General features: G+C 41.3%; 14 protein-coding genes. 4 read left to right on the top strand and 10 right to left on the bottom strand.

Features of this window, described 5'->3' with window-relative positions; genetic code table 11:
* Positions 1 to 148: 148 nt before the first annotated feature.
* The 9 genes from I6F41_RS13480 to I6F41_RS13440 form a co-directional block, all read right to left on the bottom strand.
* The gene (locus I6F41_RS13480; protein ID WP_089367937.1) at positions 149 to 1,000 is read right to left on the bottom strand and encodes a Tim44 domain-containing protein; all 852 of its coding nucleotides are present in this window, start codon (positions 998 to 1,000) and stop codon (positions 149 to 151) included.
* A 160-nt stretch (positions 1,001 to 1,160) separates the two neighbouring features.
* Positions 1,161 to 1,916, bottom strand: a complete 756-nt coding sequence (locus I6F41_RS13475) for a DUF3379 domain-containing protein (RefSeq protein ID WP_011327647.1) — start codon at positions 1,914 to 1,916, stop codon at positions 1,161 to 1,163.
* Positions 1,916 to 2,431: a sigma-70 family RNA polymerase sigma factor gene (locus tag I6F41_RS13470; RefSeq protein WP_231613562.1), complete on the bottom strand. Its 516-nt coding sequence runs from the start codon at positions 2,429 to 2,431 to the stop codon at positions 1,916 to 1,918. The genes I6F41_RS13475 and I6F41_RS13470 overlap by 1 nt, the downstream gene beginning before the upstream one ends.
* A gap of 101 nt (positions 2,432 to 2,532) precedes the next feature.
* Complete coding sequence (locus I6F41_RS13465) at positions 2,533 to 4,179, bottom strand: BatD family protein (RefSeq protein ID WP_197108644.1); 1,647 nt, start codon at positions 4,177 to 4,179, stop codon at positions 2,533 to 2,535.
* The gene (locus I6F41_RS13460; RefSeq protein ID WP_182684495.1) at positions 4,173 to 6,050 is read right to left on the bottom strand and encodes a vWA domain-containing protein; all 1,878 of its coding nucleotides are present in this window, start codon (positions 6,048 to 6,050) and stop codon (positions 4,173 to 4,175) included. The genes I6F41_RS13465 and I6F41_RS13460 overlap by 7 nt, the downstream gene beginning before the upstream one ends.
* Entirely contained in the window at positions 6,050 to 7,036 is a 987-nt protein-coding gene (locus tag I6F41_RS13455) for a vWA domain-containing protein (RefSeq protein WP_011327651.1), read from the bottom strand. The genes I6F41_RS13460 and I6F41_RS13455 overlap by 1 nt, the downstream gene beginning before the upstream one ends.
* Positions 7,029 to 7,463: a DUF4381 domain-containing protein gene (locus tag I6F41_RS13450; RefSeq protein WP_011327652.1), complete on the bottom strand. Its 435-nt coding sequence runs from the start codon at positions 7,461 to 7,463 to the stop codon at positions 7,029 to 7,031. Before I6F41_RS13450 ends, I6F41_RS13455 begins: the two co-directional genes overlap by 8 nt.
* A 2-nt stretch (positions 7,464 to 7,465) precedes the next feature.
* The gene (locus I6F41_RS13445; RefSeq protein ID WP_086998270.1) at positions 7,466 to 8,410 is read right to left on the bottom strand and encodes a DUF58 domain-containing protein; all 945 of its coding nucleotides are present in this window, start codon (positions 8,408 to 8,410) and stop codon (positions 7,466 to 7,468) included.
* Positions 8,411 to 8,413: 3 nt separating this feature from the next.
* Positions 8,414 to 9,370, bottom strand: a complete 957-nt coding sequence (locus tag I6F41_RS13440) for an AAA family ATPase (RefSeq protein ID WP_089367942.1) — start codon at positions 9,368 to 9,370, stop codon at positions 8,414 to 8,416.
* Positions 9,371 to 9,698: 328 nt separating this feature from the next.
* Between I6F41_RS13440 and fadI the strand changes: the two genes are divergently transcribed.
* Together fadI and fadJ are read left to right on the top strand one after the other, a co-directional pair.
* Positions 9,699 to 11,009 carry an acetyl-CoA C-acyltransferase FadI gene (gene fadI, locus I6F41_RS13435; protein WP_011327655.1) on the top strand — a complete coding sequence of 437 codons (1,311 nt, stop codon included), beginning with the start codon at positions 9,699 to 9,701 and terminating at the stop codon, positions 11,007 to 11,009.
* Positions 11,009 to 13,198, top strand: coding sequence for a fatty acid oxidation complex subunit alpha FadJ (gene fadJ, locus I6F41_RS13430; RefSeq protein ID WP_182684496.1), 2,190 nt, complete (start codon positions 11,009 to 11,011; stop codon positions 13,196 to 13,198). The genes fadI and fadJ overlap by 1 nt, the downstream gene beginning before the upstream one ends.
* Positions 13,199 to 13,541: 343 nt before the next feature.
* Here the strand turns inward: fadJ and I6F41_RS13425 are convergent, their stop codons facing one another.
* A complete protein-coding gene (locus tag I6F41_RS13425; protein ID WP_011327657.1) occupies positions 13,542 to 13,928 on the bottom strand; it encodes an MmcQ/YjbR family DNA-binding protein in 387 nt (128 codons plus the stop codon).
* A gap of 192 nt (positions 13,929 to 14,120) precedes the next feature.
* Between I6F41_RS13425 and efpL the strand changes: the two genes are divergently transcribed.
* Together efpL and I6F41_RS13415 are read left to right on the top strand one after the other, a co-directional pair.
* Positions 14,121 to 14,693, top strand: coding sequence for an elongation factor P-like protein EfpL (efpL, locus tag I6F41_RS13420; RefSeq protein WP_011327658.1), 573 nt, complete (start codon positions 14,121 to 14,123; stop codon positions 14,691 to 14,693).
* Between the two features lie 139 nt (positions 14,694 to 14,832).
* On the top strand, positions 14,833 to 15,027 hold the full coding sequence (locus tag I6F41_RS13415; protein ID WP_011327659.1) for a hypothetical protein: 195 nt from the start codon (positions 14,833 to 14,835) through the stop codon (positions 15,025 to 15,027).
* Positions 15,028 to 15,048 lie beyond the last annotated feature (21 nt).

Raw genomic sequence — 15,048 nt, 5'->3', positions numbered from 1 at the left:
CTATTGCAAGTAAATTCAACGCAGTTAGCGCTGAAAACAGCTGCTTGAGATAAGTTTATTATCCGGAGCTCAGGTTAGTTAAATTATTTAACTAAAAAACCGCACAACCTTAGGTTAGTGCGGTTTATTTTTGCCTCGTATTTAGAGCCTATGCGTCTATTAAATCTTCAACGCCAACAATCAGCCAAGGTGCATCAGTAAGCGTTAAACGCTCTAAATGCCAAATTTCTAAAATAGGTTGTTCTTGTTTATCTGCTAAATCGCGATACTTACCTTTAAAGCGTACGCTTACTTGCCACTTGTCAGTCAGCGTATCTGCGCGTACTAGTTCTGCATCTATAAACATCACTTCAGTAGCTACGCTTGTAATTGCTTCGCGCTCTGCTTTAAATTCGGCCACTAATTCAGGGCTTAAATACTCAGCCATAGTGTGATAATCAGCTTCGTTCCACGCATTTTGTAGTGTGTGGTAATGCTCACGAGCACCTTGTAAAAAGCCGTTTGTATCAAAGCCAGGCGGTAAGTTAAAAGGCACATCGTCGCCGTGCGCAGTACTATTAGCAAATCCTGTACTTGTTGTTTGTTCATGCTCAATAGGTGCTTGTTTAAATGCATTTTGTGACATGCCAGCACTGGCCAGTTGAGGCGACTGCCTTGCGCGCATAAAGCCACGAACAAGTTTAAATATTATAAAGGCTGCACCCGCAAGTAAAATCATCTCTAGCAGCTGAAACCCTTCAAAATCACCACCTAACATAGCAGCAATTAAGCCACCAGCAAGCAGTCCACCAAATACACCCGCCATAATGCCTTTTTTATTAGATGCTGGCTTTGCCGCAGGCGCAACTGCCTTGGTATCTGTTTGTTGCTTTTGTGCGGTTTGTTGCGTAGCTGGAGTTTTACCACGTTTGCTACTACCAAACTTTTTACGTGCTTGTGCATCAAAGCTTGCAGTCATTAGCAAGGCCAACAAAGATAAAATAACGACAAAATTCTTCATGAAAATCCTTAAATAAAATAAAGTGTCGATTATACCTATAGAAATATTATTTACTTTAAAAATCAGTTGGCTGGTTGGTAATATTTAAGGGGCAGGAGTGAAATTATTAAATATTAAGCGCACCGCTTAGCTGGTCTAAGCGGTGCGAGAAGCTACAAGGTTACAGCCAGCGAATAGCGCCAGAAACACGTTCATTATACATATTCACCGGCGCACCTAAGCTGGCAATTAATACGGTATCGGCTTGTTGGCCTCTATTAATATGGCCTTCAAATCTGTCATCATGAAAGTCATCAGAGCCCATTTCAAACACTTTATTTTTAGTCGGCACAATAAATACCGTCATAGGGCCAAAGTCAGATTCAAACACTAAATGTATGCCTTTCTCCCCTTTAAAGTCACAAAACATAGCGTAAGTAATTTTACCGGGTAGCTCACTTAATTGTCCGCCAAGTAAGGCGAGCTTTTCATTCACGCTTTGCAGGCTAATTGCTTGTGTTTTATCGAGAGAATTTATTTCGTGATAAACGTGGGCTAAAGCATGCTCACCTGCGCCATAGGTATTTTGCTCAGAACTAAAAAAGAATGCACTTATAGTAACAACAAACGAAGCGGCTAGGGCTAAATGTACTCGGTCAAACTTAAAGCGCGATCGCGATGCAATAACGTTTTTATTAGCCGGTATTTGCGCTTGTTGCTGTGCTTTTTCTTTTAAAGAGGTGTTTAAAAGAATTCGCTCGGCTAGGTTTTCAGGTACCGGAACGTCATTAGCTGCACTTTGTAAATATTTATCGAAATCTTTCATGTCGTTAATAAACCGTTGTCGCTCTGAGTTGTCTTTAGCAAACTCGGTAAGCTCATTGTCAATATCGTTTGGCTGCGCAATAGTGCGGCGACGAAACTCAAGCTCATCCATTATTTTGATGCCCCTTTAAGTTGCTCATCATCACGGCTTAAAGCCTCTTTAAGTTGGTTTCTAGCACGGTATAGACGTGTCATTACCGTGTTTTTATTTAAATCGAGTATATTTGCAATTTCTTCGCCTGAGCAGCCCATTACTACTTGCAGTAATAACGGCTCTTTGTATTCATCAGGCAAGAGTGCAATTTGGCGCTGAATAACAGTTTGCTCCATTTCATCGTCTAAAGAGTGGCTGCTTTCATCAACCAATAATTCATCTTCTATATCGCTATAATCAAATTGTTTGCGCTCAAATCGTCGCGCGTTTTCGCGACGTAAAATCGTAAGTAACCACGACTTTGCTGCTTTTTGATCCAGTAAAGAGTCGAGCGAGCGCCAGGCACGCAAAAATGTTTCTTGTACTAAGTCATCGGCAATGTGTGGATCACGGCATAACCAATAGGCAAAGCGGTAAAGCTCTTTATGGTAAACATGAACCAAGGCTTCGTAGCGCTTTTGCTTTTGTGCCATATCAATTAAGACCTGATTATTCGATTTTTTATTTCCAAACATAAGTTCTTTTTTTAGTTAAATATTATTTAATGTAATAAAAGGCCTATACGCATTAAAATTTAATGGTAAAGGTCTTTTAATACAGCTTGTTGCGACTTTAATGTTTGAGCCTGATACTTTTTAAGTAATTTAACTATAGCTGTAAGATCGCTGGTTGTTTTTTTATTACTGTATAATTGTGTTTGTAACTGCATCACGTTATTAGTTAGTTCTGCATCATTAATAGCACGGCATAAAGTATCAATAGCACCCATATTTTGCTTAGTTACTGTTTTTGCATATATATTTAATGCGCTATAAAACATTTTTGCATCGTTTTTATTTGCTGCATGTAATAAGTTTTTCAAACTAGGTAGCGCGGGCGTTTTATCAGTTGTAGCTACTACATGCACATTATGAGTAGAACGGCTTAACCAATAAAAAATTGCAGTCACAATCCATAATAAATAGCCCAGTACAGCAACAATTATTAACCATAATGGTGTTGAGCTTTGTACTTGCAGCGGATTAGTTGCATCTATACTATTTTGTCCTGCTGCTTGGTTATTGGTATTTTGCGAATCATTTATAACCACAGGATTAGCAGCATTGCTACTAGGGATCACAGTAATAGTGCGCTCTGGTAAAGTGGCAAAGCTAATACGATTTATTTTAGTGTTATACCAAGGCAGTTTTATTTCGGGTAGCGTATAGGTGCCGGGTGTTTGTGGTAATAAAGCATAAGAGGCAATTTGCTGCGATACTACACGGCCATTACGCACCGCATTGTTATTTTCTTTTTGATCTGGGTAGCTACGGATCCCTGTAATATCGGGCATTGATATTTCGGGGAGTTGCTCTTTGGTTACACCAAGTGCCGTTAAGGTAATTGTGCGTGTGATAGGAGTGCCTACCTCAACAGTATTATCCTCTGGTTGCCATTGCTCATCTAAACATACTAACTCACTAGGCAGCCAAGCGCCATTGTAATTACTTGGAATAGGCTTTATTTCTATTTGCTGATCATTGCCAAGTGCCGATACTTCTAACTGGCGGTAATTTTGTTGCACACGGCCTTGAAAAGCTGGGCCGGCAATAGTGTAGTCACCACTTTTTTGCGGCTGAATTAAATACTCTCGGGTAATTACTAAGTAACGTTTACCGTCAACCAGTTCATAATCTTCCGTTTGTTTACCTAGTTGGCTAAGTTGTGCATTTTCCATGCTAGGCGTGCCTAAACTGCCGTCGAGTAGCTCTTTGGCTAAATAAAGTTTAAGCGTATAAACACCGGCTTCTTGTACAAACAAAGATTTACTTGAGAGCGATGTTTTTAAAAATATATCGTTATTTTTATCGGCATCAGCTGCGCGCTTGGCTACTTTTAAAGTAATAGGCTGCGAGCTAAGCCCTGCAACAGTAAACGACGGTATAGTGTATTCACCTTCACGGCGGGTCATTAGTTTAACCGACCAGGTAGTTTGCTTGTTCATACTGCCATTTATAATATTGGTGCGAGTACTTAAGCTAGTAGGGCCAACCACAAAGCTTTTTAACAGCATTGAGGTATCGGGTTGTTCATCTTTAATTGTGTCGTCTACTGTAATATTAAGAATAAAAAACTCACCCGCTAACACCGGGTTTTTATTTACACTGGCTTCGAGTTTGGTGGCAGCCATCAATGGCATCGCACTTAATAGCAATAAACAGCAAAATAATCGCATTACCATGACTTTTCTACTCCTGTGGGGCGACGTTGATATTGTCTTTTTTGGGCTTCTAATTGCATTTTGTTCCGTAATAAAATAGCGGGATCGTCGGGCACTTTTCGCAGTAACTGATTAAGCTGCTGTGCTTGTTCTTTTTCTTCGTTAGTCAGCTCACTGGCTTGTACTGCTTGCGCTTGTTGCTCGGCAGTTTGTTGTTGCTCGTCGGGCACAGGTTCGTTTGCAGCCTGTGGCTCACTTTGTTGCTCAGCGTTATCATTTGGCTGTTCGGCTGGTTGATTTTCACTTTGCTCGTTTTGCGGCTCAGCTTGCATGTCAGGTTTATTTTGTTGATCAGCTTGCTCTTGTGCTTGCTCAGAGTCTTTATCCGATTTATCGTCACTGTTTTTTTCACTGTCGCTTTGCGCTTCGCCTTGCTCATCATTTTGTTGCTGATCTTGCTTGGCTTCATCAGAATTTTGCTGTTGGTTTTGCTCATCACTTTTTTGCCCGTCTTGTGATTCGTCACCGCCTTGGTTTTGTTGCTCTTGCTGCTGATTCAGTAATTGCTCAACCAGTGCTTGGTTGTCTGCGGCTTGTGTAAAGTTAGGGTGTAATGCTTGAGCTTGTTGATAAGCATTAATTGCTTCCTCTAGCTTGCCCGCTTTAGCAAGTGCGTTACCAAAGTTATAAAAACCGGTTGCCGATTTATCATCACTAAATTGATTAACCGCGGCCTCAAAGTTCCCTTGCTGATAAAGCGCAGCGCCTTTTAATTGGCTCGATTGGGCTGTTATTGCTTGCTCATAATCTTTATTGTTATAAGCATCAAGCGCTCGCTGATCGGTGTTTTTTAAAACTGTGGGCAGCTCTACGGCATACGCATTTTGCTGTGGTAAAAAGCTAAACACTAAAAACACACTCAGCAAAGCCGCACGTCTAAATAAATAAAGGCTTAAAGGTAGTAGCAGTAATAAGCCATAAATACCGGCGTCTATACGCCAAAGCGCATGGTTTTGTTTTTCATCTTTTAACAACTCACCATTAGCGCTAGGTGCAAAAACAGCAATGTCGGCGCTACTTGGCTGATAACTAGCAAATTTACCGCCGCTGTTTGTAGCTAAACTTTTTAGCTGGCTGGTATTAATAGTCGGCACTACAATTTGCCCGTAGTGGTCTTTTAAAAATCCGCCTTCGGGTAGTTTAATTGGCGCACCTTGGGCGGTGCCTACACCGTAGATATTTAATCGGTATTGGGTGTTTTTAGTAAAGGTGCTCACCTCACTTTGCTCTTGCTGATCAATGCCGTCGGTTATTAAAATAATATCGCCATCTAGGTAACCGGCTTGTCCTAATAGCTCTTTTGCTATATCAAGGCCAGCTAAAACATTAGAGCCTTTGTCGGGCATTATTTCTGGGCTTAAGCTAGGTATTAGGTTTTCAAGTGTAGTGGCGTCGTTGGTTAGCGGTGAAATGGTATAAGCACTGCCTGCATAGGCTACTAGCGCTGTGTCGCCTTCTTTAAATAAATCAATCATATCGAGGGCTTTAAAACGCGCCTGCATTAATCTATTTGGCAAAATATCTGTGCTGTACATAGAGTACGACATGTCCATAACAATAACGCGAGCATTTTTGCTTTGAAACACAGGTACTTGTTTTTCTTCAAAGCTGGGGCCGGCACTAAATATAATCCCTAAGCTACAAAATAGCGCTAATAACCAAAGTGGCTGGTTAGTTTTAGTGCTTGCGTCGCTCATAATAAACTGTGCTAAATGCGGTGCAATTAGCTGCTCATTGCTGGCTTTTTTGCGCTTAATTAAGGCAACAAAAAATAACCCAGCTGCGGGTATAAGTAACCATAAAATAGCAGGGCGAATAAATTCAAAATCCATTAGTTAGGCTCCTTTATTGCGCGCAGGGTTGTTAACATTACTTTTAAGCTAATTAGCAAAATAGCGATTAATAACGGCAAGTAAAATAATGAGCTTTGCGGGCGAAAGGTTTGCTCATCTACACTAATGGGCTCTAATTTGTCTAGTTCGGCATAAATTTGCTGTAAACCGGCTACATCTTTAGCTCTAAAGTACAAGCCGCCAGTTTGCTCGGCTATGCGTTTTAATAACCCTTCATCTATTGTGTCGCCGCTCATACCGCCCATATTAAATAAACTAAACCCACGAGGATTATCTGAGCCAACGCCAATGGTATACACTTTTATACCAGCATCGCGGGCAAGCAGTAGGGCTTCTTCGGGTTTTAAATTACCCGCAGTGTTTTGCCCGTCGGTTAGCAGCACCACAATACGATTGCTTTTATCTTTGTTTGCAAAACGTTTTACCGACAACCCTAAAGCATCGCCAATGGCAGTGGCGCGGCCAACTAAACCAATTTGTGCCTCAGAAAGCATTTTACTTACGGTTTTTACATCACGCGTAAGGGGGGTTTGTAAAAAGGCGGTGTCGCCAAATAAAATAAGGCCGAGCCTGTCGCCTTGGCGCTGCTCTATAAAATCAGTTAATACCGCTTTAACCATAGTTAAGCGGTCAACATATTGGCCATTGTAAGCCATGTCTTGCTCGGTCATAGAGCCTGATAAATCAACCGCCAGCATTATATCGCGGCCTTCGTTTGGCATTGAAATAGGATCATCTAACCAAGTAGGGTTTGCCGCAGCTATTACCAGTAATAGCCATATAACCCACTCGAACGGAGTTAAGCGCCGTGCATGAGCTTCAACGCTTTGGCTGGTTAAGTTATGTTTGGCAAAGCTTGGGATCCGCAGTCGAGTGTGCGCATTGTTTACAGCCGGTTTTAGTAATAATAGTAATAAAGGCAGGGGGAGTAATATAAACAGCCATGGCCAGCTAAATTCAAACATTAACCACTTCCTTTAACTTAAATTGCTTAATTGCTTGGCGAAACTTATTTTCTAGCGCGCTATTGTTTTGCTCAAGATTATAAACACTGAGAATTTCTTGTTCACTAAAACTTAATCCGGTTAGTGTATTAAGCGTATTACACCACTGCTTGGTAGATTGCGTAGCAAGGCGTTTATCGTAATAGGCGATGACTAAGCGTTTTAAAATAATATGTAATTGCTGAGGATCAGTGTGCTGTTGGCTTAAATTAACCGCGAAGCGTTTTGGTTGTTTAAATTTATAACGCTTATAAGCCATATAAATTGCGGCGCTTAGCAGCAATAACAAAACGGCAATAATAACCCACCAAGCAGGGGCAAGTGGCCACCAATTTACTTGGCTTGGCGCTATTATGTCGTGTAGGCCATCAAGTGGAGACGTTTGCATGGTTATTTTCTCACTAATTGCAGCTCAAGCGGTGTGGCTGCATTGAATGATATTAAATTAAGACCCGATTTAGTTAAGCGATTAAAGCGTGTGCTAAATGCCTGTTCGGCATTTTTAGCAAAGCGAGCTCTAAAACTACTATCCATAAGTGGTAGGGCAAAGTCTTGGCCATTGGCGCTTACTGTAACGGCTTGTTTAAATGCCGGTAACTGATGCTCAAATGGATCGCTTATGTGGCAACCAATTAGCTCGCAGTGACGGCTTAGTATTTCGAGCTGTTTAAAGCTGGCGTCGTCTAGGGCATTAAAGTCAGAAATTAAATACACTAAACTACCGGGTTTAGCCAAATGGTTAAGGCGCTTTAAGTTATCGCTAAAGTTGTTAGTGGCTTGCTCGTCAATTGCGTTAAGGGCTTGCTGGTGGCTATCACACAAATTATGACACAGCTTTAATACCGCTTTTTCACGGGCGCTGGGCTTGAGTTCTAAATGAGAGTGCTGATTAAATACAATGCCACCAATACGGTCACCACGTTGGCAGGCCGACCAAGCAACTAATGCGCTAATGTGCGCGGCTTGCACCGATTTTAATAACAACTGCGAGCCAAATAGCATCGAGTTTGAAAAATCAGTAAAAATAAACACCGGGCGCTCTTTCTCTTCTTGAAAAAGCTTAGTGTGTGTTTCGCCAGTGCGCGCAGTTACACGCCAATCAATAGAGCGAATATCGTCGCCTTGTTGATAGTGGCGTACTTCGGCAAACTCCATACCACGGCCTTTATGCGGCGCAAGGTATTGCCCGGTTAAGGTGTTTTTAATTTTTACTTTAGGAGCCAGCTCTAGCAATTGCGCTTTGGCTTTGTAATACATCAGCTCTTTAAGCGCTAAATTAACACCGTGGCTATGGCTTTGTGCAAGCCATGCTTGGGGATCTAATGGTGTTTGCATAAGTTACGGTACGGCTACAAGTTCAACAATACGGCTAATTACCTGATCTTTAGTAATGCCATCGGCTTGGGCTTCGTAACTTAAAATAATACGATGGCGCAATACATTATGTACTACAGCCTGAATATCGTCGGGCGCTACAAAATCGCGGCCTTGCAACCAAGCATGCGCACGGGCGCATTTATCAAGGGCAATAGTGGCACGTGGGCTAGCACCAAACTCAATCCAGCTACCTAGTTGTGCGTCTAACTTAGCGCCTTCACGGGTAGCTATAATAAGCTGCACTAAATACTGCTCAAGTGGTGGTGCTAAATAAAGGCCTAAAATAGCTTTACGAGCGGCAAATAAATCGCTTTGACTAATTTTTTGCATTACTGCTGGTTGCTCGTTTAATGCTTCGCCTCGGGTTAAACGCAGTATGTCTAATTCGTGCTCTGCGCCGGGGTAACCTATACTCAAATGCAGTAAAAAGCGGTCAAGCTGCGCTTCAGGTAGCGGGTAAGTGCCTTCTTGCTCCAGCGGGTTTTGTGTGGCCATTACTAAAAATAAGTCACTTAGCGGATAAGTATTTTTACCCACAGTTACTTGGCGCTCTGCCATGGCTTCTAATAAGGCTGATTGTACTTTAGCTGGGGCACGGTTTATTTCATCAGCTAAAATAAGATTATGAAACAGTGGGCCTTTTTCAAATACAAACTCACTGGTTTGCTGACGATAAATATCAGTACCAGTAATATCGGCAGGGAGCAAGTCGGGCGTAAATTGCACCCGCTGAAACGAGCCTTCAATGCCTTTAGCCAAGGCGTTTACGGCGCGCGTTTTTGCAAGGCCAGGAGGGCCTTCTACTAATAAGTGGCCGTCAGCTAAAATGGTAATAAGTAGCGCTTGAGTAAGCTCTGGCTGGCCAATAATTTGTGTATCTAAGTACGTTTTTAATTGTGAAAATGCGTTAGCTGCCATAATAAATAGACTGTCCTCGTCAGCTGGAATAATACCAAAGTTATTTGGGTACGAAATACTGACCTAGTTATAAGGTTTAAAATTGGATAACTCAAGAGTTAGACTGTATTTTTAAAAATAGTTCGTTATTTATTAACGACTTTTAGCCTATCACAAAACTTTGTAAATGCGTCTAAAAAAGCCTATTGTAGTACTTATATAGTAGGTCTTAGAGAATTTTATTTGCCTACTAATCGATAAATTTCAGTTTATCTATTGGCTTTAGTACACGGGTTGTTTAGAATCGAGTAAAACAAACAGGTCAGACCTGTCAGCGGGAGCATAATTAATGTCTGAGCAAAACATACTTAAAACACCAAAAGGCGATCGTATAGCCATAGTTAGCGGCCTACGTACACCTTTTGCCAAGCAAGCAACAGCGTTCCACCATGTACCTGCACTTGATATGGGTAAACTTGTGGTTAACGAAATGCTTGAGCGATTAAATTTCAACAAGTCAGAAATTGATCAACTTGTATTTGGTCAGGTAGTACAAATGCCAGAAGCACCAAATATAGCACGCGAAATTGTATTAGGTACTGGCATGCCGGTATCGGTTGATGCATATTCAGTATCACGTGCCTGTGCTACTAGTTTTCAGGCTATTGCCAACGTTGCTGAGTCTATTATGGCCGGCTCTGTTACTGTAGGTATTGCTGGTGGCGCCGATTCTTCATCGGTACTACCCATTGGCGTAAGCAAAAAATTAGCTGGCAGTTTAGTTGATTTAAATAAAGCGCGTACTTTAGGTCAGCGCTTAAAAATATTTTCAAAGTTGCGTTTAAAAGATCTATTGCCAGTGCCTCCTGCAGTTGCAGAGTACTCAACAGGCCTTTCAATGGGGCAAACTGCTGAGCAAATGGCTAAAACACATAACATTAGCCGTGAAGATCAAGATGCATTAGCGCATCGCTCGCATTCATTAGCAACCCAAGCATGGGCAGATGGAAAATTAAAAGATGAAGTAATGACGGCGCACTTACCGCCATATAAAAGCTTTATTGAAGAAGATAACAACATTCGTAAAAACTCAACGGTTGAAGGCTACGCTAAGCTTAAGCCAGTATTTGACCGCCAACACGGTACAGTAACTGCAGCAAACGCCACCCCATTAACCGACGGTGCAGCTGCGGTATTAATGATGAGCGAAAGCAAAGCAAAAGCACTGGGTTACGAAATCCTTGGTTATGTACGCAGTTTTGCGTTTTCAGCCATTGGTGTTGAAAAAGATATGCTTATGGGTCCAGCTCATGCCACGCCTATCGCACTAGATAGAGCGGGTATTACCCTTGCCGACCTAGACTTAATAGAAATGCACGAAGCGTTTGCATCGCAAACACTCGCTAACATGAAAATGTTTGCCTCAGATAAGTTTGCGCAAGAGCACTTAGGTCGCAGTAAAGCGATTGGCGAAATTAACATGGATAAGTTTAACGTATTAGGTGGATCGCTTGCTTATGGACATCCATTTGCAGCAACCGGTGCTCGCTTAATTACGCAAAGCTTATACGAGCTTAAGCGTCGTGGTGGCGGTTTAGCATTAACAACAGCCTGTGCTGCAGGTGGTTTAGGTGCAGCTTTTGTATTGGAGAGTGCGTAATGTCAGATTCAGTATTTAATTTAACGGTTGATGAAAATAAAATCGCCGTAGTAACTATAGATGTGCAGGGCGAAAAAATGAATACCCTGCGCAGTAGTTTTGCCGATGATTTAAAAGCCTTACTAGCCGAAGCTAAACAGCAGTCTGTAAAAGGCATGGTATTTATTAGTGGTAAAAGTGATAACTTTATTGCTGGCGCTGACGTTAAAATGCTTGATAGTGTGCAAAAGCGTGAAGATGCTTTAGCTATTAGCGAGTTATGTCACCATGCATTTTTTGACATGGAAAACTTACCTTTCACTACGGTTAGTGCTATTCATGGCGCTGCTTTAGGTGGTGGGTTAGAGTTTGCATTAGCCTGTGATTATCGCGTAGGCACCGACTGTGGTATTACCATAATTGGTTTGCCAGAAGTGCAATTAGGTTTATTACCTGGCGGTGGCGGTACTCAGCGTTTAACTAAAATAATTGGCATTCAAAAAGGCTTAGAATGGATGCTAACTGGTAAGCAAATTCGTGCAAAGCAAGCTAAAAAAGCCGGTGTATTAGATGATTGCGTACCACATAGCGTGCTATTAAAAGTAGCGAAAGAATTTGCCGCTAAAGGCAAAGCACCAGCTAAAGAGCCAAAACTCGACACCGTGAGCAAGCTGCTAGAATCAAATCCGTTTGGCCGTAACTTTATCTTTAAAAAAGCAAAAGAAAACGTCATTAAACAAACGGGCGGACATTACCCTGCGCCACTTTTAATTATTAAAGCAGTACGTGCAAGCGTAGAGCTCGATAAGCTAAAAGCGTATAAAACCGAAGCGGAAAGCTTTGCAACGCTGGTAATGAGCGACGAATCAAAAGCGCTGCGCAGTGTATTTTTTGCAACCACAGAAATGAAAAAAGACTGGCGCAACGGCGACGCACCAGCAATTAACAAAACCGCAGTGTTAGGTGGCGGACTAATGGGCGCAGGTATTGCGCACGTAAGTGCCGTTAAAGCTAAAGTACCGGTACGTATTAAAGATGTAGCAGAGCAGGGCATTAGTAATGCAATGAGCTACACCTATAAAATTTTAGATAAGCGCTTAAAGCGCCGCATTATGTCTAAAGCCGATATGCAGCTAACAATGAGCCGTATTACAGGCGCTACCGATTACAGCGGTTTTAAAAATATAGATTTAGTAATTGAAGCGGTATTTGAAGATCTTGAGCTTAAACAAGGCATGGTTGCTGATGTAGAGCGTGAATGCCAAGAAAATACTATTTTTGCGAGCAATACCTCGTCATTACCTATTTCGCAAATTGCAGCTCAAGCTCAGCGCCCTGAAAACGTGATTGGTTTACATTACTTTTCACCAGTAGAAAAAATGCCACTGGTAGAAATTATTCCACACGCAGGCACCTCAAAAGAGACCATTACTCGTGTGGTAAACTTTGCGCGCAAGCAAGGTAAAACACCTATTGTAGTAAAAGATACCGCCGGCTTTTATGTAAACCGTATTTTAGCGCCTTACTTAAACGAAGCGGCTAACTTAATGCTAGCAGGCGAGCCAATTGAAAAAATTGATGCAGCCTTAGTTGAGTTTGGTTTTCCGGTAGGTCCACTGGCATTACTTGATGAAGTGGGTATTGATATTGGTTCTAAAATTGCGCCAATTTTAGAAAAAGAGCTAGGCGAGCGTTTTAAAGCACCCGATGCATTTACTCGTATGATAGAGTCAAAACGCCTTGGTCGTAAAACTGGTCGTGGCTTTTATGAGTACGATAAAAAAGGCAAAAAGGTTGATGAGTCAGTTTACGAACTACTAAACGTTACCCCAGCTCCACGTTTAAATAAAAGCGAAATTGCCAAACGTTGTATCGCACAAATGCTAAATGAAGCGGTTCGTTGTTTAGACGAAGGCATTATTGCCAGCCCGCGTGATGGTGATATTGGTGCTATTTTTGGTATTGGTTTTCCACCGTTCTTCGGCGGACCATTTAGCTATATGGATAAACTAGGCGCAAGTAAGATAAGCTCAGATATGTCTACATTAGGCAGTAGCAATGCAATTTTTACCCCTTGCGACACGCTTGTAGCAATGGCAGAGTCAGGTGCTAAGTTTTATGCCGCTCAGCCAAGCGCAGAGCCAACAGGTGAGTCGGAGCCTGCAGAGCAAGCCACTGACGATGCTGCAGCGCCAAGTGCTAAAGAATAAGTAAATAAGCATTTACTAATAAAAACCGCATTTTATATGCGGTTTTTTTATGGCTAAATTATTTAAGCGAAAGCCTATTAAAAAGTTTACTAACCACTCAAATTATTAAACTCACTAAATATCACTTGAATAAGTAATAAACCATACCCTTAGAGAGTATTGTCTACTGCTTGAAAGTGGGTTTTTGTACTTGCTGATATTTAAAGGTAAACGCTGTGTGTTGAAAAGTGTTTTGGCATCGAGGTATATAACAGGATGTTTGGATTTAGCTTTAGGGGGGGCTAAATATTGGTAATAAATACGCTTGAAGTACTTCAAGCGTATTTAAAATAAAATGGAGTATTTAAAGATGGGCGGCGATAATTTTTTTATCTTTTTCAGGCATGTTATCTACCACTAAATCAAATGAATTATCAATCATTCGCTTAATCTCATTTTGCGGGATTGTGCCATCTAGTATTATGGTATTCCAAAGGCGTTTATTCATATGATAGCCAGGGATCACTGCAGTAAACATATCTCTTAATGCTAGTGCTTCGTCGGGGTCACATTTTAAATTTAACCACCAAATAGGCTCGCCATTGGCGTCGTTATTATCATCATTACCCAGTGCAAGGGTGGCAAACATTTTATGGTTTACCTTGTAAACATCAACTTCTTTAGAAAAAGGTTGGGTTACTTTAACTAGTGGTTTGTTAACTAAATACTCATGTACAGTTTGTTGGTCCATGATCCATTCCTTGAAGTCATACTCGATGAAACTACCATAACAGTTTTTTTAATGTTTGATTATATGTATTTTTGTAAAAATCATAATTTTATGAGTTAATCCAAGGTATAGCGGGGTTTTGAAGCAGTTTTAGTTGAACAAAATCTAGTTCGTGGTATGTTTCTCAGAGTCAAAAATAATAGGAATATATTCATGCCAAAGGCGAGTGAAGTTAAAAAAGGGACAGCCATTGATTTTAATGGTCGCGTTTTAGTTGTAAAAGATATAGTACGCTCAGTTCCACAAGGTCGTGCTGGTGGTAGTTTGTACCGTATGCGTTTATACGACGTAGTAACGGGCAGCAAAGTGGATGAAACATTTAAAGACAGTGATATGTTAACGCTTGCTGATTTAACTCGTCGTGAAGCTATGCTTTCGTACATTGATGGTGACGAGTATGTGTTTATGGATAACGAAGATTACACGCCATATAATCTAAGTAAAGATGCGATTAGCGAAGAGATTTTGTTCGTAAATGAAGAAACTCAAGGCGTGCACGTTATTGTAATAGATGGCGCACCGGTTGGCCTAGATTTGCCATCAAGTGTTGAACTGGTTGTGGAAGAAACCGACCCATCTATTAAGGGTGCTTCGGCGAGTGCACGCTCAAAGCCGGCGCGTATGTCTACAGGGTTAAATATTTCAGTTCCTGAGCATATTTCTACAGGCGATCGTATTCGTATCAATACTGCAGAGCATAAATTTATGGGCCGTGCTGAAAAGTAAGCGCCTAATTATTTATATTAAAAAGCCGACTTGTTCGGCTTTTTTTATTGCTTAGATTCAAATAGTAAGTGCATAGCTTTAAAAACAGTCATTTTATGGTTAAAATACGCGGCTTGTTTTTACAGGTTTAGGTATTGCTTTGATTTTTGTTTTATTAAGCGCAGTGTTTATAGCGATTATGTATTTAGAGGCGATTAAAAAGGGCATGCCGGTTAAGCGTTGGCTGTTGTTAGCGGGTTTACTTGGGCCGGTTGCATGGTGTTTGTTTAATTTACATTATCGCCGTGCGTTACTGCGAAGTGTAGGCATTAACCCTTGCATATGGCGTCCTTAATTTTTTATTTCTGTTTTTTAA

Source organism: Pseudoalteromonas sp. SCQQ13, assembly GCF_015864415.1.
Lineage (GTDB): Bacteria > Pseudomonadota > Gammaproteobacteria > Enterobacterales > Alteromonadaceae > Pseudoalteromonas > Pseudoalteromonas nigrifaciens.
Note: the sequence above shows the minus strand (reverse complement) of the source record. Positions and strands in the feature narration are given on the sequence as shown.

Excerpts from the sequence above, each read along its gene's own strand:
- I6F41_RS13455 (WP_011327651.1), bottom strand. The coding sequence starts at position 7,036 with ATGTTTGAATTTAGCTGGCCATGGCTGTTTATATTACTCCCCCTGCCT.
- I6F41_RS13450 (WP_011327652.1), bottom strand. The coding sequence starts at position 7,463 with ATGCAAACGTCTCCACTTGATGGCCTACACGACATAATAGCGCCAAGC.
- fadI (WP_011327655.1), top strand. The coding sequence starts at position 9,699 with ATGTCTGAGCAAAACATACTTAAAACACCAAAAGGCGATCGTATAGCC.
- I6F41_RS13445 (WP_086998270.1), bottom strand. The coding sequence starts at position 8,410 with ATGCAAACACCATTAGATCCCCAAGCATGGCTTGCACAAAGCCATAGC.
- fadJ (WP_182684496.1), top strand. The coding sequence starts at position 11,009 with ATGTCAGATTCAGTATTTAATTTAACGGTTGATGAAAATAAAATCGCC.
- I6F41_RS13480 (WP_089367937.1), bottom strand. The coding sequence starts at position 1,000 with ATGAAGAATTTTGTCGTTATTTTATCTTTGTTGGCCTTGCTAATGACT.
- I6F41_RS13425 (WP_011327657.1), bottom strand. The coding sequence starts at position 13,928 with ATGGACCAACAAACTGTACATGAGTATTTAGTTAACAAACCACTAGTT.
- I6F41_RS13460 (WP_182684495.1), bottom strand. The coding sequence starts at position 6,050 with ATGGATTTTGAATTTATTCGCCCTGCTATTTTATGGTTACTTATACCC.
- I6F41_RS13465 (WP_197108644.1), bottom strand. The coding sequence starts at position 4,179 with ATGGTAATGCGATTATTTTGCTGTTTATTGCTATTAAGTGCGATGCCA.
- I6F41_RS13440 (WP_089367942.1), bottom strand. The coding sequence starts at position 9,370 with ATGGCAGCTAACGCATTTTCACAATTAAAAACGTACTTAGATACACAA.
- efpL (WP_011327658.1), top strand. The coding sequence starts at position 14,121 with ATGCCAAAGGCGAGTGAAGTTAAAAAAGGGACAGCCATTGATTTTAAT.
- I6F41_RS13470 (WP_231613562.1), bottom strand. The coding sequence starts at position 2,431 with ATGGCACAAAAGCAAAAGCGCTACGAAGCCTTGGTTCATGTTTACCAT.
- I6F41_RS13475 (WP_011327647.1), bottom strand. The coding sequence starts at position 1,916 with ATGGATGAGCTTGAGTTTCGTCGCCGCACTATTGCGCAGCCAAACGAT.